Here is a 20,806-nt window from a genome sequence, read left to right on the forward strand (position 1 = left end):
GTGGTGAGCGACCCGCCCTCGAGGTGGGAGTCGGTCAGGAGCACGCAGCCGGCGTGGGCGGGTTGCCCGGGCCGGGCTTGTAGTTGGCCGGGCCGAGGTTGGCGTCGATGGCCTTCTGCAGGGAGCCGTCGCTCTGCATCTTCTTGATCGCGTCCGTGATCTTCTGGCAGAGGGCCGTGTCGCCCTTCTTCAGGCCGATCCCGTAGTTCTCCGTCGAGAACGGCTTGCCGACGAGCTTGAACTTGCCCTTGTTCTCGGGCTGGGCCGCGAAGCCGGCGAGAATGGCGTCGTCGGTCGTCAGGGCGTCGACGCCGCCGGTGGCGAGAGCGGGCAGACACTCGGAGTACGTCCCGAACTCCTGCAGCTGCACCGTCTGGGCGAACTTGTCCTTGACCTTCTGGGCCGAGGTCGAGCCCTTGACCGAGCAGAGCTTCTTGCCGTTGAGGCTGTCCGGACCGGTGATCGAGGTGTCGTCGGCGCGGACGAGGAGGTCCTGTCCTGCGACGAAGTAGGGGCCGGCGAAGGAGACCTTCTCCTTGCGCGCGTCGGTGATGGAGTACGTCGCCACGATGAACTTCACCTGACCGGTGGAGATGAGGTCCTCGCGCTGGGCGCTGGGCGCCTGCACCCAGGTGATCTTGTCCTCGGAGGTGCCGAGCTCCTTGGCGACGTACTTGGCGACGTCGATGTCCATGCCGGTGTACTCGGTGCCCTTCTTGAGGCCGAGGCCGGGCTGGTCGAACTTGATGCCGATCTTGAGCGCGTCGCCGCTGCCGGCGTCGCCCCCGCTGGTGCCGGAGCCACACGCGGCGAGCGTGAGAGCGAGTGTCGCAGCGGCAGCTACGGCTCCGATTCGTCGTGCCTTCATCTGGGTTCCTCCCTGAGTGGTTGCTCGCGGCACGCGGTGCTGCGTACCGCTCCCTGTCGCTAGGTCCCGTGGTCCCGTGGGGTGAGTGGGTTCGGTGGGTGGGTCAGTGGGTGAGGATCTTGCCGAGGAAGTCCTTGGCACGGTCGCTCTTCGGGTGGGTGAAGAACTCCTGCGGTGTGCCGGTCTCGACGATCTGGCCGTCGGCCATGAAGACGACCCGGTCGGCAGCCTTGCGGGCGAAGCCCATCTCGTGGGTGACGACGATCATCGTCATGCCCTCCTTGGCGAGGCCGACCATGACGTCGAGGACCTCGTTGACCATCTCCGGGTCGAGGGCCGAGGTGGGCTCGTCGAAGAGCATGACCTTGGGCCCCATCGCGAGGGAGCGCGCGATGGCGACACGTTGCTGCTGTCCGCCGGAGAGCTGCGCGGGGTACTTGTCGGCCTGGGCCTCGACGCCGACGCGCTTGAGCAGGTCGGTCGCCTGCTGGTCCGCGTCGGACTTGGACTTCTTGCGGACCTTGATCGGTCCGAGCGTCACGTTGTCGCGGATCGTCTTGTGCGCGAAGAGGTTGAAGGACTGGAAGACCATCCCGACGTCGGCGCGCAGCTGCGCGAGCGGCTTGCCCTCCTCGGGCAGGGCCTTGCCGTCGATCGAGATGGTGCCCGACTCGATGGTCTCGAGGCGGTTGATGGCGCGGCACAGCGTCGACTTGCCCGAGCCGGACGGTCCGAGGACGACGACCACCTCGCCCTTGCCGACCGTGAGGTTGATGTCGCGCAGCACGTGCAGGTCGCCGAAGTGCTTGTTGACGCCGTCGATGACGACCATGGGGTCACGAGGCGTGTCCGGGGTGCGATCGCTCGGCGCCGCGGTGTCGGGGTTCACGTCGTCCATTCCGGAAACCTATCGGCTCCGGGGACCGTCGAGCACCCTCCGCGCCGAGCGTGCTCGAATCGTGAGGAGTGCCGTCGAAGCACGCGCACCCGGTCCTAGACCGAAAACGGACCGGTCAGCCGCCACCCGGCCCGCGGGCCGGGGCCACTGGGCGTCCCGCTCAGGGACCGACCGCGGCCGTCGTCGACGAGTCGGTGGGCTGGCTCGTCGAGGTGTCGATGGCCGTGGCGATCGCGGTCGCGATCTCCGTGGCGGTCTTCAGGACCTGGGTCGCCGTCTCCGTCACGGTGGCCGTCGGCGTGGGGTCTGCCGCGACCGGGGCGGCCGCAGGAGCACTCGGAGCCACCGACGACGACGGCGGCGGGGGCGGCGGGGGCGGCGGCGGGTCGCTCGTGGTCACGGGAGGCGGGTCGGCCGTGGTCGTCGTCGTGCTCGGCGGGGCGGTCGTCGTCGTGCTCGTGGCCGGAGCGGGGGTCGTCGGCGGCGGGACCGTCGTGGACGGCGCGCTCGTCGTCGTGGTGGGCGATGGCTTGGTGGTCGTGGGCTTCGACGTGGTCGTCGGGCTCGGGGCGCTCGTCGTCGTCGAGGGACGCGTCGTCGGAATGACCGTCGTCGGAATGACCGTCGTCGGAATGACCGTCGTGGTCCCGGGCTGCGACGTGGTCGGGGTCGAGGTCGGCGGCCGACCGCCCGTGCTCGTCACGTCGCTCGGGGCCTGCGTCGCCTGGGGGATCGGCACGTCGCCGTCGGCGACGGTCCGGATGACGCGGCCGCCCGGGTCGAGCACGAGGTGCGGGACGACGGCATACGGCACGGAGGCCGTGGCTGACGGCGCGAAGCCGAGGTACGGCGCAGGGTCGACGTAGCGGTCGTTGACGATGACGTCGAAGTGCAGGTGGCACCCGGTCGACCATCCGGTCGTGCCGCTCAGGCCGATGACCTGGCCCTGCTTGACGTGCTGACCCTCGGTGACGAGGAACTTCGACTGGTGGCCGTAGGCCGTCTTGAGCGTCGGGGTGTGCTCGATGATCGTGCGTCCACCCCAGGACGCGGAGACGCGGGCGTAGATGACCGTGCCGTCGGCGGCTGCGTGGATCGGGGTCCCGCAGGCGGCGGCGAGGTCGATGCCCGTGTGGAACATCGGGCGGCCGAGGAGCGGGTGGATGCGCGGCCCGAAGGGCGAGGTCTCGCCGCCGGGGACCGGGTGGATGAACAGCGGGCGGCCGATGATCGGGGCCGCGATGGCCTGGGCCGTGGCGGGTGCCAGGCTGATCGCCGGGAACATGAAGAGGCCGCCTCCGATGGCGGCGCTGAACGCGGAGTCGACCGGGGCGAGGGCGACCGTCGGCGAGCCGGTGACCGACCCGGTCAGCTCCTTGCGGGCCTGTCCCACGGCGGATACGGCGTCCTGGACCGCGGCCGGCGAGCCGGCCGCGAGCACGACCGAGGCGGTCGGGGTCTGGGGGGTGCTGCCCCCGAGGAACGGCAGCAGGGCGAAGAGGAGCAGCATCGTCGCGAAAGGCACGAGTCGACCGCTCATCCTGATGTTCAGGACGAACGGACCGCTGCGCTCATTGGCATCTGTCACCGTCAAGCCACCCCCTCGAGGCACACCCACTGTCACCATCGACACTCTCCCGGCGGTCGCGCCGCCGCAACCGGAAGGCCCCCACGAACGCCCCCACGTCCTGACCGGCCGGTCACGACCACCATAGGTCGGGCCGATGTGCAGGGGGCGGTTCCCGCGAAAATGCGTCGGGAATCGGTGACGTATGTGACTGATGGGGACAATGTCCGTCTCTCGGCCGGTCGGGAATCGGGGACGCCGTCGGGCGGTTGGCGCATGAGACCGTATCCCGTAGAGCAGATGGAGCCAGCAATGACCCCGCAGGCAGCCTGGATCGACGCCGTCCGCACGTCTCACGAAAGGCTCCGGGGCGTCCTCGACCGCGTCGAGCCGCAGCAGTACGAGAGCAGGGCCTACCCCGCCGACTGGAGCATCGCCCAGGTCGCGTCCCACCTCGGCAGCCAGGCCGAGATCTTCGGCCTCTTCCTCGACTCGGGTCTCGCCGACGGCGCCGCCCCGGACGGCGACGCCTTCAAGGCCGTGTGGGCGCGGTGGGACGCCATGACGCCGGCCGACCAGGTCAGCGAGAGCGTCGTGGCCAACGACCGCTTCGTCGAGCGGCTCGAGGAGGTCGCGTCGTCCGGAGCGCCGTTCGAGGTCGAGCTCTTCGGCGGCCCGTCCGACCTCTCAGGGGTCGCCGCCGCCCGGCTGGCCGAGCACGCCGTGCATACGTGGGACGTCGAGGTGGTCCTCGACCCCGCCGCGACCGTGGGGCCTGAGGCCGTGGACCTGCTCGTCGACCGGCTGCCGGGCACGGTCGCCTTCGCCGGCCGGCCGTCGGCGGACGTCGGCCCCACCTCGGTCGTCGTCGGCACGCAGGGGACCGAGCGGCGCTTCCGGCTCGACGTCGACGCGGACGCGATCCGCCTCGAGCCCGTCGACGAGGCCGCCGCGACGACGGCCGGCGGAGAGCCCTCGGCCGACACCACCGACGTGGTGCTGCCCGCGGAGTCGCTCGTTCGCCTCGTCTACGGCCGCCTCGACGCCGAGCACACGCCCGACGACGTCACCGGCGCCGAGCACCTGCCGGCGCTGCGGGCGGTCTTCCCGGGCTTCTGACCCGACCCGAACGCGTCGGAGCCCGCCGGCCACGAGGCCGGCGGGCTCCGACGTCCGCAGCACCCGGCATACGCCAGCAGCTGCGTGGGCGCTGACCGTCAGGTCGTCGGGACCCTGCGGAAGGCGACCCAGGCGTCGTTCATCCGCTCGACCTGGCCCCGGGTGAACATGTTCATGCACGAGTCCTGCGTGTAGTCCATGAAGTTGTGGATCGGGTCGAGCCCGGGCGCGCTGCACGTGTCGGCCTCCGTGGGGCAGTCGAACTGCGGGACGGCCTCCCGCGGGGTGTCGGCCACGAAGTCGCCGCTGGCGGAGCAGGCACCCTTGAAGGTGTGCTCGAGCATGAGCCAGTGGCCGACCTCGTGGGTCAGCGTGTCACCTTCGGCGTACTTGCCGGCCGTGCCGCCGGGCATCGACTCGTCGAGCATGACGACGCCGTCGATGAAGTCGCGGCCGTTGTTGTAGCCCTTGGGGAAATAGGCCCAGCCGAGCAGACCCCCGCCGATGTTCGCGGAGTAGACGTTGAGCGTCTCGGAGTTGCCCGTGTAGAGCGCCTTCTTCATGTCGCGCTCGGTCTTGCCCGGCGTGACGGTGTACCACTGCGCGTTGACGGTGTAGTCGATCTTCGCCAGCGAGAAGCGGAACGGTGAGTCGGCCGCGCCCGGGGCGGTCCTGCCGCTGTACGAGTTGTTGAGCACCGTCATCTGCGCGGTGATGAGTCGCTGCCAGCGTGCCTTCTCGGTGACCGAGAGCGCGTGGTCGGAGACGACGTGGAAGACCGTCGGGATGTGGACGCTGCCGTTGGGCATCCGTGGCGCGTCCTTGACGACGCCGTATGCGTTCGCCTCGTTCGTGGAGTACAGCTCCGGTTCCTTGGCGGTGCTGCCGGCACGGACGCGCGCGACGTCGGGCGCCGTCTCGCACGCGGCCGCACCGGGCGAGGCCTCCGTGAGGGCGTGGGTGGCACCGGTCGGAGCGGCGCTGACCGTCGCGCCGGAGGACCCGGCGGCGACGACGCTGAACGCGGCGGCCGTGACGGCCATCCAGCGGAGGGCGGGCTTGCGTGGCATACGTGATCTCCCCTGTGGTGGCGCCGGCGTGCAGTTCTCGGAACCTACTCGGCGCCGGGGTCGCCGCGGGGCCTTGGCGGGTTACGAAGTTTGACCGGCGGAACGGTCGGCCCGGGCCGTGTGACACGACGGATCCCGTCGCCCGGCTTGCGGCAATCTTGCGGAAACCACGGCATTTGGGGGGTTTCGATCTTGCAGTCCGCACGGCACAGTGGTCGTTGTGGGGGAGGAAGCCCGACCAGGACCGTGGGGGGACGGGTCGGGGTAGGACCGGCGGGGGAGCCGGCTGGGGGGTGAGGACGGGGCGGGTTCTGCCGGGGGAGTCGGCGGGACCCGCCCCGACCGCTGTCCGGCGACGTCGTGGCCCGTGGTGGGGGGGTGTCCTGACTGCCCCGATCTGTGCGGTTTCCTCACGGGACGTGCGGGCGCGGGTGGACACTGGGGGCAGGGCCCGCAGGCCCCTTCTCGGGAGAAGGGTCGGCGCGGCCCGGCGGACGGCGCGGCCCTCGTGGTCGACGAGCACCGGGCCCGACTCCCACCCCCGGGGTCCGTGCTCTCCCCTCAACACCGTCCGGGTACCGACCGGTCCGCGAGCGGGCCACTCGGTGCAGGACTGGCCGGCGGTGGTCGCACCCCGCCGGCCAGCCCCACGGTGGCGGCGGGCCGGCGCCTCCGGTATCCGGTGGGGCAGCAGGGGCTTGAACCCTGGACCGACGGATTATGAGTCCGCTGCTCTGACCGGCTGAGCTACTGCCCCGGGACCGTCAGCGGCTCGGCCGCTGAGATCGGTCGGAGTCTAGCGACCGGTCGGCGACCGTCGTGGAGGCGGGCGTTGGGCGGGCACGGGGCGGGCGCGGTCGCCGGGCACCCAACCTCTAGGCTCGCCGTTGACCACCGACCCCGGGCACGTGAGGAAACGACGAGCATGAGTGACGGCATCCGCGTGGCAGCGGTCGACGACGTCGAGCCCGGTGAGGCGCTCGTCCTCGACACGGCGGTCACGGGCACGGACGAACCGATCTCGCTCTTCCGTGACGACGACGGCACGTACTACGCCCTTGACGACACGTGCTCGCACGAGGACGCCTCCCTGGCCGACGGGTGGATCGAGGCCGGCGAGGTCGAGTGCCCGCTCCATGCCACCCGCTTCTGCCTGAGCGACGGCAAGCCGATGTGCCTTCCGGCGACGAAGCCGGTGCGCACCCACAAGGTGGAGGTCCGGGGCGACGAGGTCCACCTCTTCCCGGGCGTGGCCGCCGGTAGCTGAGCGGAGCGAAAGCCACATATCGGTTCCTGAGACTGCTGGTGCCGATGTGTCTCGTGGTGCACAATGGGGCGAGTGCTCGCCGTCGAGCACGTTCATCCGGCACCACCGAGTCAGTCCACCGGCACGTGAAGCAGCAGGCGTTGGGGAAGACGTCCCTGCAACTTCAGGAGGTTCGGATGGCTGTCGCGATGCCGCGCACCACGACACGCGGGGTTCTGTTCGTACACGGAGCCCCGGCCGCGCTCTGCCCGCACATCACCTGGGCGATCGAGGCCGTCCTGGACCAGCCGTTGACGTTCGACTGGATCCCCCAGCCGGCCGCGCCGCGCATGGTGCGGACCGAGCTGTCCTGGACCGGCGCCCCGGGGACCGGGGCCGAGCTGGCCAGCGCGCTGCGCGGCTGGGACGGGCTGCGCTACGAGGTGACGGAGGAGCCGTCGCCCGGCTGCGACGGCGCTCGATGGTCCTACACGCCGCGGCTCGGCATCCACCACGCCATGACGTCGGCGTCCGGAGACGCCGTCGTCCAGGAGGACCGACTCAGGGAGGCGATCCTGCGCACGCGCGGCGACGTCGAGGCGCTCCAGGACGAGATCGACCTGTTGCTCGGAGTCCCGTGGGACGAGGAGCTCGAGGTCTTCCGCTACGCCGGTGACGGCGCCGCCGTGCGCTGGCTGCACCAGGTGGGCTGACCACCAGACGTCTCGCCCGCCGCGGCTCCAGCGCGGTGCACGAGGTGACGAGGGCCCGGGCGGTTCGTGCTCCCGGGCCCTCGTCATGTCTGGTTCAGCGAACGGTCCTCGAAAAACCACTGGCCGACGGGTGCTGCGGCCTGTCATCATCGACCGGGGCGCGGCGACCGCTGTGCCCCAATACTTCTCACCGTCCGCGGACGAAAGGCCTGTCATGGCAACGGGACTCACCATGGAAGCGAAGCGCAGCCTGTGCCTCGCCGATGTGGCCTACCCGTTCGTCGGGGAGTGCGGCATCCGGCACCCCCAGCCACGGCATCCCCGCCTGCGACCTCGCTGACGCGACGAACCTCACCCGCTCCCATCGTCGAGCCGCCCCCGGGATGACCCGGACGGGGCGGCTCTTCTCGTGCCGCCTGTCGACCTGACGACCCACGACGACCCGACGAGACCACGGAGAGGAGGACCGACCATGACCCAGGTCGAGGTGTGGAACGCCGACGAGACGCTGCTGCACCGCGTCTCGGTGCGGCACGCCGTGCGGATGATCTGGCGTGGCGTCGCAACCCCCGTCGAGGTCCACGCCACGGAGCGTTTCGGCCCCTACCAGGTGCCGGTCGTCGTGCGGCTGGTGCGGTACGTCGAGCAGAAGTGGCTCTACTCGCGCACCCGGGCCGCCTACTCGCGTGAGGGTGTGCTGCTTCGCGACCGGCACCAGTGCGCCTACTGCGGCCGCTTCACGGCCACGACCATGGACCACGTCCTGCCGCGATCGCGCGGCGGTGCGACGTCGTGGACCAACGCAGTGGCGGCCTGCGAGCCGTGCAACCTCCGCAAGGGTGACCGCACCCCGGACGAGGCGCGGATGCCGATGCGCTGGGAGCCCTACGTCCCGACCCGGGTGCACCTGCTACTTCGCCCGGACGACCACATCGACCGCGACGCACGTCACCGAGCTCGGGAAGGAGCCCGCCAGATGACGAGGAACCGTACGACCCTTCGGACCCAGTCCCTCGGACAGGTCGGTCTCCGCCCGGCTACCCGGGGCGGCCAGGCGCTCGACGCGTGGATCTTCCGCGCGGCGTCGGAGCATCCCTTCGAGCTGGGCGGCGCCCTGCCGCTCTGCGCGGCGGAGGATCCGGACCTCTTCTGGCCGGCCACCGAGGCCGAGGCCGATCAGGCCAGGACGGTGTGCCGGGCGTGCCCGCTCGCCGAGGCCTGCCTGGCCGTGGCGCAGCAGCGCCTCGAGTGGGGCGTCTGGGGCGGGCAGCTGCTCGCCAAGGGGCGCCCGACGACCGAGCTCCCCGGCAACGTGCGCCCGTCGGCGCACGACACGGCGCGCAGCGCCTGACACCGAGGACGTATGCCGGGTGGCGCGCTCCCGACGGACGCCGCCACCCGGCAGAGACCTGCCAGTGCGAAGGCTGTGTCGGTGGCACCGCCTAGCGTCTGATCATGTTGCTAGATCCGTCCCGACCCGAGGTTTCCTACCTGCTCGGACTCCTGCACACGGACGGATGGCACTCGGGGTGTGTTGACCACAAGGGCAAGGTTGGCATCGAGCTACATGAGCGCGACGTGGCTCCACCGAGAGAATGTGGGCTGGTGTCGAGGGCGTACCTGCGGGGGGTGCTCGATGGGGATGGATCGGTGGGGTTCACGCGGACGGGTGCGCCGTTCGTGAGCCTGGTGACCGCTTCCGAGCCCATGGCGCGGTTCTTCGAGGACCAGGTCTGGGAGGTCTGCGGTGTACGACGCTCCACACGGCGGAACACCCGTGACCGAGTGTTCAACGTGATGGTGACCAACACGTCCGCAGCGCTGATGGCAGGGCATTGCTGGTAGGCGGGGGACTGGCCGGTCATGGCTCGAAAGGCGAGCGCCGCGGCCGAGGTCGCGGCGTGGCAGCCACTGCCGGAGAAGGCCGGTCGCTACGGCGTCAAGCGAGAGAAGTGGACGGCGGCGCAGGACGAGCTGCTGCTGTCGCATCGCTCGCCGAGACCGCGGAGATCCTCGGGCGCACCATGAAGTCGGTATCCGTGCGCCGATGGAGGCTCCGGCATGGCATCACGAACGGACACCAGAGCCCTGACCACTCTTGAGCAGTCAGGGCTCTGGTTCCGGCGTGGCGATGAGTCAGATGCTGCGGATCGCCAGGGCGACGTTGTGGCCGCCGAAGCCGAACGAGTTGTTCAGGGCGGCGAGGTCGCCGTCGGGCAGCTTCTGGTGCTCACCCGTGACGACGTTGAGGGGGATCTCGGGGTCCTGGTCGTCGAGGTTGATCGTCGCCGGCACGAGACGGTGGTAGATCGACTGGATCGTGATGACCGCCTCGAGCGCACCCGCCGCGCCGAGCAGGTGCCCGGTCATCGACTTCGTGGCCGTCACCGACATGTTCTCGGTGTGGTCGCCGAAGGCCCGCTTGATGGCGTTGTACTCGGCCACGTCACCGACGGGGGTCGAGGTGGCGTGCGCGTTGATGTGGATGATGTCGGTCGGTGACAGGTCGGCCCGCTCGACGGCAAACAGCATCGCCCGTGCCGCACCGGAGCCGTTGGGCTCGGGGGCGGTGATGTGGTGGGCGTCGGCGGACATGCCGACGCTCGCGAGCTCGGCGTAGATGCGGGCGCCGCGGGCGCGGGCGTGCTCCTCCGACTCGAGGACGATGACGGCGGCGCCCTCACCGAGGACGAAGCCGTCACGGCCGGTGTCGTAGGGACGCGAGGCCCGGGCCGGGTCGTCGTTGCGCGTCGAGAGCGCCTGCATCGCGGCGAACCCCGAGATGGGCAGCGGGTGGACGGCGGCTTCCGTGCCGCCGGCGACGACGACGTCGGCGCGGCCCGTGCGGATCATGTCGATGGCGTAGCCCATGCTCTCGGCGCCGGACGCGCACGCGCTGACCGTCGTGTGGGCCCCGGCGCGGGCGCCGAGGTCGAGCGACACGGCTGCGGCAGGCCCGTTGGGCATGAGCATCGGGACCGCGAGCGGGTAGACGCGGCGCGGGCCCTTCTCCTTGAGCACGTCCCACTGGTCGAGGAGGGTCCACACGCCGCCGATGCCGGAGCCGATCGCGGCTCCGAGTCGCTCGGGGTCGACCTCAGGGGCGCCGGCGTCGGCCCACGCCTCACGTGCGGCGATGAGGGCGTACTGGCTCGACGGGTCGAGACGGCGCGTCTCGACCTTGGCGAGCACGTCGATCGGCGGGGTCGCTATCGTCGCGGCGAAGGTGACGGGGAGCTCGTACTTGGCGACCCAGTCGAAGTCCATCGTACGGGCGCCGGACCGGCCGGCGAGCAGGGCCTCCCACGTCTCCGTGGCGGTACCGCCCAGGGGCGTGGTGGCTCCGAGACCGGTGACCACGACGCGTCGGTCGCGATTGGACGTCATGGTGACGTGCTCCTCTGAGTCGAGTGGGGTGGGGTGGTGCGAGTGGTGCTGGGTCTGACGAGGCTGCTGCGGTGCTGTCTGACGAGGCTGCTGCGGTGCTGCGTGGGTGGCGAGAGCCGCTGGTGCGGCTCGGTCGGCGCCCGGTGGTGCCGGGCGCCGACCGGGTGCATCAGGACTGCGCGCCGGCGATGAAGGTGACGGCGTCGCGGACGGTCTTGAGGTTCTTGACCTCGCTGTCCGGGATGCGCACGCCGAACTTCTCCTCGGCGTTGACGACGATCGTCATCATCGAGAGGGAGTCGATGTCGAGGTCCTCGGTGAAGGACTTGTCCATCTCGACGGACGCGGTGTCGAGGCCGGTCTCCTCGTTGACGATCTCGGCAAGACCCTCGAGGATCTCCTGCTCGGACTGAGCCATCTGTCTGCTCCTTGTTCGTGTTGGCGGTTCGTGCTTGCGGTGGTGCTCGGGGCTGTCATCCGTGGTGGATGGCGATCCGTGGCCCGAATGACCCGTCGGGACCGGCGGGAGTGCAGTGACTGCCCGTGCTGGGAGTGCTCAGGGCAGCACGACGACCTGCGCGGCATACACCAGACCGGCACCGAAGCCGATCTGGAGCGCGAGGCCGCCGCTGGGGATCTCCTTCTCGGCGAGCATGCGGGTCATCGCGAGCGGCACCGAGGCGGCGGACGTGTTGGCCGTGGTGACGATGTCGCGGGCCACGGGGATGTCGGCCGGCAGCTTGAGCTGCTTGACCATGGCGTCGATGATGCGGATGTTCGCCTGGTGCGGGATGAAGGCGTCGAGGTCGTCGGCCTTGATGCCCGCCTTGTCGATGGCCTGCTGCGCCACCGGGGCCATGCCCCAGACGGCCCAGCGGAAGACGGTCTGACCGGCCATGCCGATCGCGGGCCAGACGTTCTTGTCGGCCTGCGCGGACTGCCACGACTCGCGGACGTCGGTCCAGGCCTGCCTCTGGGTGATGGCGTCACGCTGGGTGCCGTCGGAGCCCCAGACCGTCGGGCCGATGCCCGGGGTGTCGCTCGGGCCGATGACGCACGCGCCGGCGCCGTCGCCGAAGATGAACGCGCTTCCGCGGTCGTAGGGGTCGGTGAAGTCGCTGAGCTTCTCGACGCCGACGACGAGGACGTAGTCGGCCGAGCCGCCCTTGACCATGTCGCTCGCCATCGCGACGCCGTAGCAGTAGCCGGCGCACGCGGCCGAGATGTCGAGGGCCGGGGCCGTCGAGCCGAGCCGGGAGGCGAGCTCGGGCGCCGCGGCCGGCGTCTGGTAGGGGTGCGTGACGGTGGCGACGAGGACGAAGCCGATCTGCTCCGGCGTGACGCCGGCGTGCTCGAGGGCCTGGCGGGAGGCGGCCTCGGCCATGTCGATGACGCTCTCGTCGTGGGCGGCGTAGTGGCGGCTGATGATGCCGGACCGCTCCCGGATCCACTCGTCGCTCGAGTCGATCTTGTCGACGATCTCGGAGTTCATGACGACGCGGGCGGGGCGGTAGGCGCCCACACCCAGGATCCGCGAGTGGCGCGCGGCGCCGGTGTCGACGAGGGTGCCGGTGCCCTTGGGCGTCGGCGCGGTGGCGCTGGTGGATGTCACGTGAGGCCTTCTCGAGGGTGAGGGTTCAGGTGGGTCGTGGTGCGGCGCGGGAGAGGTCCTGGTGAGACGGGGTCGCCGCCGGACGGGGACCTCTCCACGAGCGTGCCCCTGTCGGGGTCGGTGCGCCAGTCATGGGACGTCGGTGTCGTCAGGTGGACGCGTGAGCGGCGACGAGGGTGCGCGCCGCCTCGAGGTCGTCGGGCGTCTTGACGGCCAGGGTCTCCACTCCGGGCATGGCCCTCTTGGCGAGACCGACGAGGGTGCCGGCCGGGGCGAGCTCGAGCAGGCCCGTGACGCCGAGCGCGAGCATCGTCTCCATGCAGCGGTCCCAGCGCACGGGGTTGCTGACCTGGTGCACGAGCCGGTCGAGGGCGTCGGGTCCGTCGGCCACGGTGGCACCGTCGGCGTTCGACAGCAGGCGGACGGTCGGCGCCGACGGCGTCACGTCAGCCGCAGCGGCGGCCAGTGCGTCGACAGCAGGGGACATGTGGTGGGTGTGGAACGCCCCGGCGACCTGGAGCGGGATGACCCGAGCCTTGGCCGGCGCCGCCCCGCGGAGCGCCTCGACCTGCTCGAGGGTGCCCGCGGCGACGACCTGGCCGGCGCCGTTGATGTTGGCCGGCGTCAGACCATGGGTCTCGAGGGCCGCGAGGACCTCCTCGGGGTCGCCGCCGAGCACGGCCGCCATGCCGGTCGGGGTGACCGCACTGGCCTCGGCCATGGCGCGGCCGCGGGTCGCGACGAGGGCGATCGCCTGGTCGTCGGTGATGACGCCCGCGAGTGCGGTGGCGGTGAGCTCCCCGACGGAGTGTCCGGCGAGGACGGCGCCCGTGGCGGCGAGCTCGGCGCGTGACGGGAAGAGCGCCGAGGCGGTCACGAGGCCGGCCGCGACGATGAGCGGCTGCGCGACGGCGGTGTCCTTGATCGTCTCGGCGTCGGACTCGGTGCCGTGGGCCACGAGGTCGTGCCCGGCGGCGCGGCCGAGGGAGGACAGCTGCTCGCGCACGCCGTCGAGCTCGAGCCACGGGGCGAGGAAGCCGGGGGTCTGGGAGCCCTGTCCAGGGCAGACGATCGCTAGCACGTGCTCAACCTTTCCGGGTTACCGGTGAGGACCTCGCCACCGAATGTCACGAAGTCGTCGGGGATAGTTTGGAGGTTTCCTCCAAGGGAGAACGATCGGTCGTGCGCGGCCGCAGCCGGGGCACCCGCGACGCCGCGGCCGCGACGCCGTCGCCCGCGATGCCGGCAGCACCGACGCCGGCAGACCCGGCAGACCCGGCAGACCCTGCGGATCCGGCGGATCCGGCTGCGCCAGTGGCCGGGGTCGTCGTGAGGCGCCCGAGGGCGAGCGCGATGCGCACCGCCCAGCCCTCGCGCGGAGTCGTGAGGTCGTAGCCCGTGACGTCGGAGAAGCGCCCCAGCCGGTAGCGCACGGTGTTGGGGTGCACGAAGAGGACCCGCGCCGTCGCCTCGAGCGACCCACCGTGCTCGAGGTAGGCGGTCGCCGTCTGGAGAAGGGGTGCGTGACCGGCCGCGGACAGCGGTCGGTGGATGCGGTCGACGAGGATCCGGCGGGCCGGGGGGTCGCCGGCGAGGGCTCGTTCGGGCAGCACGGCGTCCGACTCGAGCACGCGCGGCGCATCGGGCCATGCGGGCGCGGCCGCGAGCCCGCTCAGGGCGGCGCGTGCCGAGCGTCCGGCCGCGAAGAGGTGCGGGACGGTCGGCCCGAGCACGATCGGTCCGGGCCCGAAGCAGTCCGCGACGGCCTCGACGACCCGCGGCGCCTCACGGGTGCCGCCGAGGATCGCGATGAGCCGCGAGCGCTGGACGATGGCGAGCGCCTCGACCCCGTGCTGCCGGACCGCCCGGCGCAGGTCGTCGACGGCGGGTACCGCTCCGCCGCTCGCGGTGGGGGTGCTGCCGACGACGAACGTCACGTCTGCGAGCTCCCCCCACCCGAGCGCGCTGGCCCGCGACTGCATGGAGTCGTCGGCCTCGCCGCGCAGGACGGCGTCGACGACGAGCGCCTCGAGTCGGGCGTCCCACGCGCCACGGGCCTCGGCCGCGCCGGCATAGACCTCCGCGGCGGCGAAGGCGATCTCACGGGAGAAGCGCAGCACCGACTCGCGCAGCAGCTGCTCGTCGCCGGGGGCGGCGAGGCCCTCGACCCGCGACTCGACGACGTCGACGACGGTCCGCACGAGGTCGAGCGTCTGGCGCAGGCTGACCGATCGGGTCAGCTCCTGCGGCGCGTTCGCGAAGATCGAGATGGCCGACGGTGGGTGGCTCTCCTCCTGGTGGAACCACGCGATGAACTGCGAGATGCCGGCCTGGGCGACGAGCCCGACCTGCGAGCGCTCCTCGGCCGAGAGGTCGCGGTACCACCGCAGGTGCTCCTCCATGCGCTGGGCAGCCAGCGTCGAGAGCTCGCCGGCGCTGCGCTCGACGGCGCGCGACGTCGCCTCGCTCGGGTGCTGCCGCGGTCCGCTCACGGGCCCAGCCTAGGTGTCCGGCTGCCCCGACTTTGTATGCCGCTCACAAACGGTGGGTGCGCACCTGACGGTCTTGGCCGGGGGCGGGCCACCGGCGGGAGCGGGTCAGCGGGCCGACAGGACGGCGGTGTGGCCGGCATACGTCCGCGGACCCTCGAAGTGGGGGAGGGAGGCCGCGAGGTCGGGGGAGAAGGTGGCGAGGTAGGCGCTCGCGGTCGCGTGGTCGGCGAACGTCGCGCGGGTCTCGACGTGGCGCTGGACGACGTGTTCGAAGTGTCGACCGAGCACCTCGGCGGCATTCTCCGACATGAACTGGGTGACGAGCGCGTCACCGCCCGCCTCGCGCAGCAGCCCGGCGAGGTGCTCGCGGCCGTTCGTCGCGACGTAGAGCGTGCCCCCGTCGCGCAGGACGCGGCGCACCTCGCGGAGGGTGCCGTCGAGGTCGGGCACGTGGTAGAGCATCCAGGCCGCGACGGCGGCGTCGCACGAGCCGTCACCGAAGGGCAGGACGTCGGAGGACGCCACCTCCGCGATGACGCCCAAGGCCCGGGTCGCCTCGACCATCGCGGGGGAGAGGTCGGTCGCGACGTATTCGACGTCCGGGGCCTCGTCGAGGACGGAGCGAGCGAACGCTCCTGTGCCGCAGCCGATCTCGATCACACGCCTGGGCTGGGACGAGACGACGAGCGTCCGCAGCACGTCCACGGGGGACACGCCCTCGGGGCCCGGGCGCCAGACGTCACGCCGTGTGCGGAGGTTGTCCGTGGAGGCGTACTGGCCGGCGACGTGGTCGCTCTCGGTGAGATGGGTGCTCGAGTCCATGACCGGCCACCCTAGCGGCGGCCACGGGGAGACCCCCGGACCGCCGACGGGTGCGTCGGTCAGCTCGAGACGGCTGACGCGAGGTTGCCGAGGCTGTCCTCGAGCTGGCTCTTCGCGACGAGCGGGAAGCTGACCTTGGACAGGATCTCCTTGTCGGTGACGTGGCTCCAGTCGTAGCTCAGCGTCACGAGGGTGGCGTTCGGGCCCTCCGGCGACAGCTCCCACATCCACTCCCACCCGGGCGGCGGGGTGTCGGCCGGCGCCGTCTTCCATGCGAGCAGGGAGTTGTGCGAGTAGCCCGAGACCGAGTTGTCGGTCTGGTACTCGCCCCCCATGTGGTCACCGGCCATGTTCATCCGGAACACGTCGCCGACCTTCTGGAGGCGCTCGGCCTTCTCGTCGGACCGCACGAAGCCGGACCCGTCGAGCTGGGGGTGGCGCTTCGGGTTGCTGAGCACGTCGAAGATCTCGGCGGCCGGGGCGTCGATGGTGCGCTGGACGGTGATTCTTCCGTCGTCGCTCATACAGGGCCCCTACCCGATCGGAGTGCTCGCAGGACCGCCTCCTCACCGGGTCGAGGTGATCCCGGCAGCCGGCCGGCCACCGGGATCACCTCGAACGACGGTGTCAGGGACGCTCAGTCGGTGCCGAACTCCATGGCGGCGCGGTCGAGCGCGTCGTCCTCGTTGTCGACGCCCACAGCAGCCGGGTTGGCCGAGATCGCGGCCGCGCCACCCGGCGTCAGCTCGCCCACGAGCTCGCGGGCATCGGCGCCGAGAAGGCCCTGGGCGGCATACAGCTCGAGCTTGGCGCGGGAGTCGGCGATGTCGAGGTTGCGCATCGTCAGCTGGCCGATGCGGTCGACGGGACCGAAGGCGGCGTCCTCGGTGCGCTCCATCGAGAGCTTCTCGGGGTGGTAGCTGAAGGCCGGCCCGGCGGTGCCCACGATCGACCAGTCGTCACCACGGCGGAGGCGGATCGTGACCTCGCCCGTGACGGCCGAGGCGATCCAGCGCTGGATGGACTCACGGACCATGAGCGCCTGCGGGTCGAGCCAGCGGCCTTCGTAGAGAAGGCGGCCCAGCTTGCGGCCCTCGGCGTGGTAGTTGGCGATCGTGTCCTCGTTGTGGATCGCCGCGACGAGGCGCTCGTAGGTGATGTGGAGCAGCGCCATGGCGGGGGCCTCGTAGATGCCGCGCGACTTCGCCTCGATGATGCGGTTCTCGATCTGGTCGCTCATGCCGAGGCCGTGGCGGCCGCCGATGCGGTTGGCCGCGTCGACGAGGGCGACGGGGTCGGGATACTCCGTGCCGTTGACGGCGACGGGGCGACCGCGCTCCCAGCGCACCGTGACGTCCTCGGTCTCGATGGCGACCGACGGGTCCCAGAACTTGACGCCCATGATCGGCTCGACGACCTCGATCGACTCGTCGAGGAACTCGAGGGTCTTCGCCTCGTGCGTCGCGCCCCAGATGTTCGCGTCGGTGGAGTACGCCTTCTCGGCGGACGCGCGGTAGGGCAGCTCGCGCGCGGTCAGCCACTCGGACATCTCGTGCCGGCCACCGAGCTCGGTGACGAAGTCGGCGTCGAGCCACGGCTTGTAGATGCGCAGGCTCGGGTTGGCCATGAGGCCGTAGCGGTAGAACCGCTCGATGTCGTTGCCCTTGAAGGTCGAGCCGTCGCCCCAGATCGAGACGCCGTCGTCCTGCATGGCGCGCACGAGCAGGGTGCCGGTGACGACGCGGCCGAGCGGGGTCGTGTTGAAGTACGTCTTGCCGCCGCTGCGGATGTGGAAGGCGCCGCACGCGATGGCGGACAGCCCCTCCTCGACGAGCGCGGCCTTGCAGTCCACGAGGCGGCTGATCTCGGCGCCGTACTGGCCGGCGCGGCCGGGGACGGAGTCGATGTCGGGCTCGTCGTACTGCCCGAGGTCGGCCGTGTAGGTGCACGGGACCGCGCCCTTCTCACGCATCCAGGCAACAGCCACAGAGGTGTCGAGGCCGCCGGAGAAGGCGATGCCGACACGTTCACCGACGGGGAGCGAGGTCAGGACCTTGGACATGGATGTAAGTATATGCACAGCAGCGCATACCTATCCAATCGCGCGGATCGCCCCGACGGCGTATGCCGTGGGACGGGTGGGCGGGTGTGCGTGTGGCCCGGTCCCTGGGCAGGGACCGGGCCACACGGCATACGTCAGCGGGGGAGCGTCAGCTCTCGCCACCCGCGTTGCCGGAGGTGCCGGCGGTGACGTCGTCGAGCTGGTACTTCTCGGCGGCGCGACGGGGGACGTCGGCGTCGACCTTGCCCTCCTTGGCGAGCAGCTGCAGCGTCCGCACGGCGACCGACGGGCCGTCGATGTGGAAGAAGCGGCGGGCCGCGGCACGGGTGTCGGAGAAGCCGAAGCCGTCGGCGCCCAGGGTGGCGTACGTGCCCGGGACCCACTCGCGGATCTGGTCCTGGACGGCCCGCATGTAGTCGGAGACGCCCACGACCGGGCCCTCGGTGCCCTCGAGGCACTGGGTGACCCACGGCTTGATCGGCGGGCCGTCGGGGGAGAGGAACTCCTGCTCGTCGGCCGCGAGGCCGTCACGACGGAGCTCGTTCCACGAGGTGACCGACCAGACGTCGGCGGCCACACCCCAGTCGTCGGCGAGCAGCTGCTGCGCCTCGAGCGCCCACGGCACGCCGACGCCGGACCCGAGCAGCTGCGCCCGCGGCGCCTCGTGCGTCCAGCCCTCGGTGTCGGCGACCGAGATGCGGTGCATGCCGCGCAGGATGCCCTCGACGTCGACGGCCTCGGGCTCCTTCGGCTGCTGGATCGGCTCGTTGTAGACCGTGAGGTAGTAGATGACGTTCGACTCCTCGGGCGTGTTGCCCTCGCCGTACATCCGCTTGAGGCCGGCCTGCATGATGTGCGCGATCTCGTAGGCGTAGGCCGGGTCGTAGTGCACGACGGCCGGGTTGGTCGCGGCGAGGAGCGGGCTGTGGCCGTCGGCGTGCTGGAGGCCCTCACCCGTCAGGGTGGTGCGGCCGGCCGTCGCGCCGATGAGGAAGCCGCGCGTCATCTGGTCGGCGGCCGCCCAGATCGAGTCACCCGTGCGCTGGAAGCCGAACATCGAGTAGAAGACGTAGATCGGGATCATCGGCTTGCCGTGCGTCGCGTAGGACGTGCCGGCCGCCGTGAACGCGGCGAGCGAGCCCGCCTCGTTGATGCCGAGGTGCAGGATCTGGCCGCTGACGTTCTCGCGGTAGGCGAGCATCAGCTCGGCGTCGACCGGCGTGTAGTTCTGCCCGTTGGGGTTGTAGATCTTGATCGTCGGGAAGAACGCGTCCATGCCGAACGTGCGCGCCTCGTCGGGGATGATCGGCACGATGCGCGGGCCGAACTCCTTGTCGCGCAACAGGTCCTTGAGCAGGCGGACGAACGCCATCGTCGTGGCGACCTCCTGCTTGCCCGAGCCCTTCTTGACCTGGGCGTACGCCTCGTCGCCGGGCAGCTTGACCGGCTCGAAGTCGACGCGCCGGCTCGGCAGCGTGCCACCGAGCTTCTGGCGACGGTCGATCGAGTACTTGATGACCTCGCTGTCGGCACCCGGGTGGTAGTACGGCGGCTGGTAGGGGTTGGCCTCGAGCTGCTCGTCGGTGATCGGGATGCGGAGGCTGTCGCGGAAGGCCTTGAGGTCGTCCAGCGTCATCTTCTTCATCTGGTGCGTGGCGTTGCGGCCGGCGAAGTGCGAGCCGAGGCCGTAGCCCTTGATCGTCTTGGCGAGGATGACCGTCGGCTGGCCGGTGTGCTGGCGCGCCGCCTGGTAGGCCGCGAAGACCTTGCGGTAGTCGTGGCCGCCGCGCTTCAGGTCCCACCACACCTGGTCGTCGGACCAGTCCTCGACCATCTTGGCCGTGCGCGGGTCGCGACCGAAGAAGTGGTCACGGACGTACTTGCCGTCGTTGGCGCGGAAGGTCTGGTAGTCGCCGTCGCTCGTCTGGTTCATGATGTGCACGAGCGCGCCGTCGCGGTCGGCGGCGAGCAGCGGGTCCCACCCGCGGCCCCAGACGACCTTGATGACGTTCCAGCCGGCGCCGCGGAAGAACGCCTCGAGCTCCTGGATGATCTTGCCGTTGCCGCGGACCGGTCCGTCGAGGCGCTGCAGGTTGCAGTTGATGACGAAGTTGAGGTTGTCGAGCTCCTCGTTGGCCGCGAGCTGGAGCAGGCCACGCGACTCGGGCTCGTCCATCTCGCCGTCACCGAGGAAGGCCCAGACGTCCTGCTGGCTGGTGTCCTTGATGCCGCGGTTGTGGAGGTACTTGTTGAACTGCGCCTGGTAGATCGCGTTCATCGGGCCGATGCCCATCGACACCGTCGGGAACTCCCAGTAGTTGGGGAGCAGCCGCGGGTGCGGATAGGACGGGACGGCCTCGACGGTGCCGTCGACGCGGTGGCTCTTCTCCTGGCGGAAGCCGTCGAGCTGAGCCTCGGTGAGGTGGCCCTCGAGGAAGCTGCGGGCGTACATGCCGGGGGAGGCGTGGCCCTGGAAGTAGATCTGGTCGCCGCCGCCGGGGTGGTCCTTGCCGCGGAAGAAGTGGTTCATGCCCACCTCGTAGAGCGTCGCGGCGGACGCGTACGTCGAGATGTGCCCGCCGACGCCGATGCCGGGGCGCTGAGCGCGGTGCACCATGATCGCGGCGTTCCAGCGGATGTAGCGGCGCATCTCGCGCTCGACGTCCTCGTCGCCGGGGAACCACGGCTCGCGCTCCGGCGGGATCGTGTTGATGTAGTCGGTCGCCGTCAGGGAGGGGACGCCGACCTGCTGCTGGCGCGCGCGCTCGATGAGCTTGAGCATGATGTAGCGCGCCCGCGTCCGGCCCTTCTCGTCGAGGACGGCGTCGAGCGAGTCGATCCACTCCTGCGTCTCGTCCGGGTCGATGTCCGGGAGCTGACTGGGGATGCCGTTGAGGATCGGTCCGGCCTCGGATGCCACGTCGTGGGTCCTTTCTCGTCGCGAGGCGGC

18 protein-coding genes and 1 tRNA gene are annotated in these 20,806 nt (G+C 70.9%); 5 read left to right on the plus strand and 14 right to left on the minus strand.

Annotated elements, in window-relative coordinates; genetic code table 11:
* Nucleotides 1–34 precede the first annotated feature (34 nt).
* From ASE25_RS09210 to ASE25_RS09220, 3 genes are all read right to left on the minus strand, one after another.
* Nucleotides 35–868 carry a glutamate ABC transporter substrate-binding protein gene (locus ASE25_RS09210; RefSeq protein ID WP_056780055.1) on the minus strand — a complete coding sequence of 278 codons (834 nt, stop codon included), beginning with the start codon at nucleotides 866–868 and terminating at the stop codon, nucleotides 35–37.
* Between the two features lie 103 nt (nucleotides 869–971).
* Nucleotides 972–1,700 carry an amino acid ABC transporter ATP-binding protein gene (locus ASE25_RS09215; protein ID WP_156415683.1) on the minus strand — a complete coding sequence of 243 codons (729 nt, stop codon included), beginning with the start codon at nucleotides 1,698–1,700 and terminating at the stop codon, nucleotides 972–974.
* Between the two features lie 226 nt (nucleotides 1,701–1,926).
* Entirely contained in the window at nucleotides 1,927–3,306 is a 1,380-nt protein-coding gene (locus ASE25_RS09220) for a M23 family metallopeptidase (protein WP_056824936.1), read from the minus strand.
* Between the two features lie 339 nt (nucleotides 3,307–3,645).
* On the opposite strand from ASE25_RS09220, the gene ASE25_RS09225 reads away from it, so the two are divergent.
* Entirely contained in the window at nucleotides 3,646–4,452 is an 807-nt protein-coding gene (locus ASE25_RS09225) for a maleylpyruvate isomerase family mycothiol-dependent enzyme (RefSeq protein ID WP_056824939.1), read from the plus strand.
* A gap of 98 nt (nucleotides 4,453–4,550) precedes the next feature.
* On the opposite strand, the gene ASE25_RS09230 is transcribed toward ASE25_RS09225, so the two are convergent.
* Nucleotides 4,551–5,522 (minus strand): zinc metalloprotease, encoded by a 972-nt coding sequence (locus ASE25_RS09230; RefSeq protein WP_056824941.1) that lies wholly within the window; start codon nucleotides 5,520–5,522, stop codon nucleotides 4,551–4,553.
* A gap of 683 nt (nucleotides 5,523–6,205) precedes the next feature.
* Nucleotides 6,206–6,279: transfer RNA gene (locus tag ASE25_RS09235), tRNA-Ile, on the minus strand.
* 168 nt (nucleotides 6,280–6,447) lie between these two features.
* Here ASE25_RS09235 and ASE25_RS09240 point away from each other — a divergent pair.
* From ASE25_RS09240 to ASE25_RS23790, 4 genes are all read left to right on the plus strand, one after another.
* On the plus strand, nucleotides 6,448–6,789 hold the full coding sequence (locus ASE25_RS09240) for a bifunctional 3-phenylpropionate/cinnamic acid dioxygenase ferredoxin subunit (protein WP_056780041.1): 342 nt from the start codon (nucleotides 6,448–6,450) through the stop codon (nucleotides 6,787–6,789).
* Nucleotides 6,790–6,965: 176 nt separating this feature from the next.
* Nucleotides 6,966–7,481: a DUF3145 domain-containing protein gene (locus ASE25_RS09245; RefSeq protein ID WP_082620014.1), complete on the plus strand. Its 516-nt coding sequence runs from the start codon at nucleotides 6,966–6,968 to the stop codon at nucleotides 7,479–7,481.
* 472 nt (nucleotides 7,482–7,953) lie between these two features.
* Nucleotides 7,954–8,832, plus strand: a complete 879-nt coding sequence (locus tag ASE25_RS23785; protein WP_369793470.1) for an HNH endonuclease — start codon at nucleotides 7,954–7,956, stop codon at nucleotides 8,830–8,832.
* Between the two features lie 104 nt (nucleotides 8,833–8,936).
* Nucleotides 8,937–9,326 (plus strand): LAGLIDADG family homing endonuclease, encoded by a 390-nt coding sequence (locus ASE25_RS23790; protein ID WP_082622779.1) that lies wholly within the window; start codon nucleotides 8,937–8,939, stop codon nucleotides 9,324–9,326.
* 291 nt (nucleotides 9,327–9,617) lie between these two features.
* Here the strand turns inward: ASE25_RS23790 and fabF are convergent, their stop codons facing one another.
* From fabF to aceE, 9 genes are all read right to left on the minus strand, one after another.
* Complete coding sequence (gene fabF, locus ASE25_RS09265) at nucleotides 9,618–10,868, minus strand: beta-ketoacyl-ACP synthase II (RefSeq protein WP_056780027.1); 1,251 nt, start codon at nucleotides 10,866–10,868, stop codon at nucleotides 9,618–9,620.
* Nucleotides 10,869–11,037: 169 nt separating this feature from the next.
* A complete protein-coding gene (locus ASE25_RS09270) occupies nucleotides 11,038–11,286 on the minus strand; it encodes an acyl carrier protein (RefSeq protein ID WP_020145270.1) in 249 nt (82 codons plus the stop codon).
* A gap of 138 nt (nucleotides 11,287–11,424) precedes the next feature.
* A complete protein-coding gene (locus ASE25_RS09275) occupies nucleotides 11,425–12,480 on the minus strand; it encodes a beta-ketoacyl-ACP synthase III (protein WP_200959039.1) in 1,056 nt (351 codons plus the stop codon).
* A gap of 148 nt (nucleotides 12,481–12,628) precedes the next feature.
* Nucleotides 12,629–13,561 carry an ACP S-malonyltransferase gene (locus ASE25_RS09280; protein ID WP_056824944.1) on the minus strand — a complete coding sequence of 311 codons (933 nt, stop codon included), beginning with the start codon at nucleotides 13,559–13,561 and terminating at the stop codon, nucleotides 12,629–12,631.
* Nucleotides 13,562–13,607: 46 nt separating this feature from the next.
* A complete protein-coding gene (locus ASE25_RS09285) occupies nucleotides 13,608–14,972 on the minus strand; it encodes a CdaR family transcriptional regulator (protein ID WP_056824946.1) in 1,365 nt (454 codons plus the stop codon).
* A 105-nt stretch (nucleotides 14,973–15,077) separates the two neighbouring features.
* Complete coding sequence (locus ASE25_RS09290) at nucleotides 15,078–15,794, minus strand: class I SAM-dependent methyltransferase (protein WP_056824948.1); 717 nt, start codon at nucleotides 15,792–15,794, stop codon at nucleotides 15,078–15,080.
* Nucleotides 15,795–15,853: 59 nt separating this feature from the next.
* Entirely contained in the window at nucleotides 15,854–16,318 is a 465-nt protein-coding gene (locus ASE25_RS09295) for an SRPBCC family protein (protein WP_056824950.1), read from the minus strand.
* A gap of 113 nt (nucleotides 16,319–16,431) precedes the next feature.
* On the minus strand, nucleotides 16,432–17,856 hold the full coding sequence (gene argG / locus ASE25_RS09300) for an argininosuccinate synthase (protein WP_056780013.1): 1,425 nt from the start codon (nucleotides 17,854–17,856) through the stop codon (nucleotides 16,432–16,434).
* Between the two features lie 148 nt (nucleotides 17,857–18,004).
* Nucleotides 18,005–20,776: a pyruvate dehydrogenase (acetyl-transferring), homodimeric type gene (gene aceE, locus ASE25_RS09305; protein ID WP_056780010.1), complete on the minus strand. Its 2,772-nt coding sequence runs from the start codon at nucleotides 20,774–20,776 to the stop codon at nucleotides 18,005–18,007.
* Nucleotides 20,777–20,806: the final 30 nt, after the last annotated feature.

This window comes from Terrabacter sp. Root85 (assembly GCF_001429185.1).
Lineage (GTDB): Bacteria > Actinomycetota > Actinomycetes > Actinomycetales > Dermatophilaceae > Terrabacter.

Excerpts from the sequence above, each read along its gene's own strand:
- ASE25_RS09290 (WP_056824948.1), bottom strand. The coding sequence starts at position 15,794 with ATGGACTCGAGCACCCATCTCACCGAGAGCGACCACGTCGCCGGCCAG.
- ASE25_RS09245 (WP_082620014.1), top strand. The coding sequence starts at position 6,966 with ATGGCTGTCGCGATGCCGCGCACCACGACACGCGGGGTTCTGTTCGTA.
- ASE25_RS23790 (WP_082622779.1), top strand. The coding sequence starts at position 8,937 with ATGTTGCTAGATCCGTCCCGACCCGAGGTTTCCTACCTGCTCGGACTC.
- ASE25_RS09210 (WP_056780055.1), bottom strand. The coding sequence starts at position 868 with ATGAAGGCACGACGAATCGGAGCCGTAGCTGCCGCTGCGACACTCGCT.
- ASE25_RS09225 (WP_056824939.1), top strand. The coding sequence starts at position 3,646 with ATGACCCCGCAGGCAGCCTGGATCGACGCCGTCCGCACGTCTCACGAA.
- argG (WP_056780013.1), bottom strand. The coding sequence starts at position 17,856 with ATGTCCAAGGTCCTGACCTCGCTCCCCGTCGGTGAACGTGTCGGCATC.
- ASE25_RS09215 (WP_156415683.1), bottom strand. The coding sequence starts at position 1,700 with ATGGTCGTCATCGACGGCGTCAACAAGCACTTCGGCGACCTGCACGTG.
- ASE25_RS09240 (WP_056780041.1), top strand. The coding sequence starts at position 6,448 with ATGAGTGACGGCATCCGCGTGGCAGCGGTCGACGACGTCGAGCCCGGT.
- ASE25_RS23785 (WP_369793470.1), top strand. The coding sequence starts at position 7,954 with ATGACCCAGGTCGAGGTGTGGAACGCCGACGAGACGCTGCTGCACCGC.
- ASE25_RS09270 (WP_020145270.1), bottom strand. The coding sequence starts at position 11,286 with ATGGCTCAGTCCGAGCAGGAGATCCTCGAGGGTCTTGCCGAGATCGTC.
- fabF (WP_056780027.1), bottom strand. The coding sequence starts at position 10,868 with ATGACGTCCAATCGCGACCGACGCGTCGTGGTCACCGGTCTCGGAGCC.
- ASE25_RS09295 (WP_056824950.1), bottom strand. The coding sequence starts at position 16,318 with ATGAGCGACGACGGAAGAATCACCGTCCAGCGCACCATCGACGCCCCG.
- ASE25_RS09220 (WP_056824936.1), bottom strand. The coding sequence starts at position 3,306 with ATGAGCGGTCGACTCGTGCCTTTCGCGACGATGCTGCTCCTCTTCGCC.
- ASE25_RS09230 (WP_056824941.1), bottom strand. The coding sequence starts at position 5,522 with ATGCCACGCAAGCCCGCCCTCCGCTGGATGGCCGTCACGGCCGCCGCG.